Source organism: Mycobacterium sp. (genome assembly GCF_002863225.1).
Lineage (GTDB): Bacteria > Actinomycetota > Actinomycetes > Mycobacteriales > Mycobacteriaceae > Mycobacterium.
In genome coordinates this window covers 1-4,811 of sequence record NZ_PKEK01000085.1, presented here as the reverse complement: position 1 = coordinate 4,811, position 4,811 = coordinate 1, and the positions used below count along the sequence as shown (strand labels likewise).

The 4,811-nt window shown below is 62.0% G+C and carries 3 protein-coding genes and 2 pseudogenes; 3 read left to right on the top strand and 2 right to left on the bottom strand.

Annotated features, from left to right (window positions below; translation table 11 throughout):
- Positions 1-565: 565 nt before the first annotated feature.
- Positions 566-1,576, bottom strand: coding sequence for an alpha/beta hydrolase (locus tag CYU59_RS24775; RefSeq protein ID WP_293003886.1), 1,011 nt, complete (start codon positions 1,574-1,576; stop codon positions 566-568).
- 719 nt (positions 1,577-2,295) lie between these two features.
- On the opposite strand from CYU59_RS24775, the gene CYU59_RS24770 reads away from it, so the two are divergent.
- The 3 genes and pseudogenes from CYU59_RS24770 to CYU59_RS24765 all read left to right on the top strand — a co-directional run.
- A complete protein-coding gene (locus CYU59_RS24770) occupies positions 2,296-3,171 on the top strand; it encodes an SDR family NAD(P)-dependent oxidoreductase (protein WP_293003884.1) in 876 nt (291 codons plus the stop codon).
- A gap of 134 nt (positions 3,172-3,305) precedes the next feature.
- Positions 3,306-3,467 (top strand): helix-turn-helix domain-containing protein, encoded by a 162-nt coding sequence (locus tag CYU59_RS29090; RefSeq protein ID WP_363115280.1) that lies wholly within the window; start codon positions 3,306-3,308, stop codon positions 3,465-3,467.
- A pseudogene (locus tag CYU59_RS24765) lies at positions 3,421-3,647 on the top strand (IS30 family transposase); the annotation flags it as partial. The gene CYU59_RS29090 and the pseudogene CYU59_RS24765, both read left to right, overlap by 47 nt.
- A gap of 103 nt (positions 3,648-3,750) precedes the next feature.
- Here the strand turns inward: CYU59_RS24765 and CYU59_RS24760 are convergent.
- Positions 3,751-4,528: pseudogene (locus CYU59_RS24760) on the bottom strand (tyrosine-type recombinase/integrase).
- Positions 4,529-4,811: the final 283 nt, after the last annotated feature.

Here is a 4,811-nt window from a genome sequence, read left to right as displayed (position 1 = left end):
GCCGCAGTCGTCGAATGATTTGCTGGCGGACCGTAGCCGGATACGCGCGGGGCATGTGACCTCCTGATGATCACTCTGCCCTCGACTCGCATAACCCTGGACCAACAACACGGGTACAGATCATTCGGCGCCGACGCGGTGAAGTCGCGGCGCACCAGGTCGGGAAACTTCGGCGCGTTGCGGTCTTGGCGGGTCGATCCCCGGCTGCGCTTGGGTTTGCGGCCTTGCAAGCCCGGGCGGCGCATCGAATCGGCGAACGGTGTTCACGCTCACCGTCTCCCCGGACTCGCGCAGGTCAGCGTGGGATACGGGGCGAGCCGTAGCTGCCCTTGGAGGCCGTGAACAGGTTACGAACCTTCGCGTCCAGGGCCGCGCACCGACGCGACCCGTCGGTGGGGCCGCGATCGAACCATTTGTAGAACCAGGAGATGCTGAGCTGAACACAATCAAATTTCAGCGCTGCGGTCTACGCCTAATCCCTGTGACCGGAGTCCTGTCCCCATTTATAGCCGAAAGGCCTGCGCTGTGGCTGATGTATCTTCCATGCGATTCGCGCAATCGTTGACTACGCGCTAGCTTGTTCGGGCGCGGTGGTGAGATGACGGATAAACGCCGCCACTTCCTCAACGGCGCGACGGGCGTCTGGGTTGACATCGAAACTGAGTTGAAACATGTGCATCGCCTTGTGCCACTGCTGAACCCACACGGGCACCCCGTCGGCCCGCAGCCGTTCGGCCAGCACGAGGCTGTCATTGAGCAGCATCTCGTGGGTACCGACTTGGAGCAGAAACGGGCCTAGGCCACGGAGATCGGCCTGCGATGGCATCATTGGCGGCGGGCGGGTGCCGTTGACAGTGCCGAAGACGTCGTAGAGGAATTTCACCGCCATGAAAGGAAACATGACGTCGCGATGCTCTTTGAGGGCCCGGTACTTCAGCTCCATATCCGATGACGTCAGTGGTGACATCAACGCCTGGCCCGCAGGCGCTGGCAAGCCAGCGTCGCGGGCGGCCAGCGCGGTGCAGGCAGCCAGCATGCCCCCGGCCGAATCTCCTGCCAGCACGATGCGATCCGGAGAAAACCCCAGCGACATAACGTGACGGTAGGCGTCGAGCCCGTCTGATACGGCTTCCTCAAAATGGGCCTGGGGGGCCAACCGATAACCCACGTTGAAGACCTGCGCTCCGGTCTGTTGCGAGAGCTTACTGACAAACCGCCGGTGAGAATTGAGACCCAAAGTCACCAGCGCCGAGCCGTGGAAGTAGACGATAACCCGTTCTGAGTGGCGGGCCGTGGGGAACACGACCCACTCGGCCGGGCACTGCGGCAAAGCCACGGGGCTCACTTCGGTTCCCGGCATGGGCGGCACCACGCGCAGCGGTTTGTCGATGACATCAAGGCGTGTACGCTGCAACATGCCCGGTCGGACGCGGTTGACGACGATGCCGATGATAGTCAAGGTAGCGAGTACCGGGCGCACGAAGACGGCCGTCAGTAAAGCCATCAGGCGCGACTGCCAGCAAGTGGAGCCGAAGTGTGTGGTCGTGGGCCGATCCCGCCAATCAAGCGAATTCATAGGTTGACGGTACCAGGTACCCTGTGTATCGGGAACTATGCCGCGGCTTGGCGGTTTAGGTTTAGCTTCGATCAATTGACTGAATGCCGGGGGGTTCGGGGTATCGATATGACCACCACCGGCCTTTCTGGACGAGCTCATCATGACCATGGGTCGCGAGCCCGAGCACAATCCGAGTGGACAACGGACCCGAATTGAACAGTCACGCCCTCGCCGACGGGGCCCGCCTCGGCCCGGTGGGCTGCGTTTCTCGTACCCGGCGCACCGTGGAAAACGGGTGTGCCATCGACCGATGCCATCGAAAGCTTCAACGCGCGGATCCTTAAAGCAGGCAACGCGCAGGGCTTTTCGTGCGACCAACGCGCCGCGTTGACAGTCCATTACTTTAGGTACATAGTACTACTGGTATCCTATACTGTTGGTTCGAGAATTACGGAGAGCAGCAGTCAAGGAGCATTGGAGATGGATGCTGCATCGACGGGCTAGCGACCAGATCGCACGCAGCGTCAACAGCGCGGCTCAAGTGTCATGTTTAGAAAGAGCTAGCGTTCGAGCTGCTCGCCGGGCGGTTATGGCTGCGTTTACATCCACGACGGCCTTGAGCGCCGTGACATGTCGTGCAGTTCATTGACTTCTCGTTTGGGCAGGGTGTGCCGGTGTCAACCGAACTGCGGAACTGGCTATCGGCCAGTTCGAATAACCGCGGAGGCGATCAAGCTATGAAGGACTTCACCAATAAAGTGGTAGCAATCACCGGCGCTGGCTCAGGTATCGGTCGTAGCTTGGCGCTGAGTCTGGCTGAACAGGGAGCGCAGCTGGCGCTGTCGGACATCGATACCAGCGCGCTGGCCGACACCGCCGGTCGATGCGAGAAGATCGGCGCCAAGGCAGTGGCCTTCGAACTCGATGTATCCCAACGACCAGCAGTTTACGCACACGCAGAGAATGTCGTCAGTGAATTCGGCGGTGTGAACCTGGTTTTCAACAACGCGGGTGTGGCGTTGTGGGCCGACGTGGCCGACATGGATTGGGACGACTTCGAGTGGCTAATGGGCATCAACTTTTGGGGCGTCGCCCATGGCACCAAGGCGTTCCTGCCTCACCTGATTGCGTCCGGCGATGGCCACGTCGTCAATGTGTCGTCGGTTTTCGGGCTCGTCGGGATTCCGTCGCAAAGTGCCTACAACGCCGCCAAGTTTGCCGTCCGCGGGTTTACCGAGGCCCTGCGCCAGGAGGTCCGGGCCGCTGGGCATCCGGTCGGTGTGACCTGCGTTCACCCGGGTGGGGTGAAGACGAACATCGTCGGGCACGCGCACGGCCTGCCCGACGGCGCGGACCCTGAATCGCTTGGCCGCACTTTCCATATGATCGCGTTAACCCACCCCGACTCGGCGGCGAGGGCGATATTGCGTGGGGTGAAAAAGAATAAGCCGCGAGTGCTGATCGGTCTTGACGCTCGCGTGTTGGATGCCGTTCCCCGAGTCATCGGCCCGCGCTATGAGGACATCCTGGCCTCGTTCTATCGCATCGGCCGCTACGGTGCAGGGCGTCGAGTCGCCGAACGCCTCGGCCTACCCACACGACTCGGGTTCTAACGGTGGTTGCAACACACGGTGGTTGCAACACGTGATTGATCTTTCAGGAGTTGCAGGTGACAGATTCGTATCAACGCCAAAAACCCGAGCATGGCAAACCGCTGACGGCCCAGCGCTAGCTCTTTCTTCGCCTGATGAAACAAAGGCGGAACAATTCCGAGGCGTGTCGGCTGGTCGGGATTCACCGCAAGACCGGCCAGCGCTGGCGACGCGGGCGTCGTCACCGCGAATTCAGCCTCGCAACCGACGGTCTACTTCTGCGATCCGCACTCACCGTGTCAAGGGGGATCGAATGAGAACACCAACGGCTACTCCGCCAGTACTTTACCCAAGGGCACCGACCTGTCGGTCGGTACACACCGCCAATGATCTCGCCGCCGTCGCGGCCCAACTCAACACTCGACCCCGCACGCAAACCACTGGACTGGCAAACACCGGCCCAAGGCCTCGATAAGCTACTCGCACAAGCTCATTGACTACCATGTTGCAACCACCGCTAAAATTCGGCCCCAGCTGGGTGCCGATCCATACCTCCCGCTGGGCGCCGGCCATCCGGAGCTTCCACGTAATCAGCATCGCTTACTCCTGTCCGGTCAGGTCGCTCAGCGTCGCCGAGACCGCGCGCTGGTAGGCGTCTTCGATGAAGGTCTCCGACGGACGCACGTAAGGAATGGTCGAGGCCACTGTCCAATGACCGAGAAGTTGTTGGATGGCAACCAGATCCACGCCCGCGCTCGTAGTTGTGGGTCACGCAGGCGCGGCGCATCCCGTGCGGGCTGAACCAGTCCGATTCTGGGCGCCCTTCAACGGTCATCAAGTGCCGCAGTCGGTTGCGGATCGTGGCTGCGACCATCCGGCTACCGGGTTCATCGCACAACAACACCGCGCTATCCGGGAACCGGCCACGGACATCGTCGAGACACCAGCGCAGCACCAGATCCAGTCCACCCACGCTGACATGGCGGGCAGTGTTGAACGAATCGAGCGGGCAGGCCAGCCGCACTCCGAACGCCACTTCGATCTCCGCGGCCTTGCGGACCTCCAAGAACCGGTGAAAGCCCCTGAACACCTGCAGGTAATTGCGCCGCGTCGAGACCGCTCGACCCGAGCTGGCCATCTCGCCCACCCGATCGACGTCTTCGGCGATCACCTCCCACACCGGTCGCCCCAACGCTGCCAGCATCCGCTCCAGCACACCGACATCATTGGCGATCGTCGACTCGGCGAACCCACGTGCGGTCCACGACGCCACGAACGCCTCCACGTAATCGGCCTGGAACCGCCCGGGATCCGACATCTCGACGACCCACGTGACCTCGCCGGCGATCCACCGCAGCCGACCGTCGCCGACCCGCATACCTTCTTCGCACTTGATATTCAAGGCAATACCTTAACTCAAGTGGATATCCCCCGATATCGTGGAGGCATGGGCTGTGCGGAGTAGTCATGCCAGATGGGAGGGTGCGGTTCGCATCGTCCGTGAGACGGGCAAGCCGATCGCCCAGCTCGCCCGGGACGCGGGTCACCGCCTTCATCACCGACACCGCGACCGGTGTGGTGCCCGGCCAAGTCGCCGGCCTGGAGCTGCGGCACCGCCAGCACGCCCGCGTCGAAGACCGCATCCGCGAACTCAAAGCCAC

Excerpts from the sequence above, each read along its gene's own strand:
- CYU59_RS24775 (WP_293003886.1), bottom strand. The coding sequence starts at position 1,576 with ATGAATTCGCTTGATTGGCGGGATCGGCCCACGACCACACACTTCGGC.
- CYU59_RS24770 (WP_293003884.1), top strand. The coding sequence starts at position 2,296 with ATGAAGGACTTCACCAATAAAGTGGTAGCAATCACCGGCGCTGGCTCA.
- CYU59_RS29090 (WP_363115280.1), top strand. The coding sequence starts at position 3,306 with ATGAAACAAAGGCGGAACAATTCCGAGGCGTGTCGGCTGGTCGGGATT.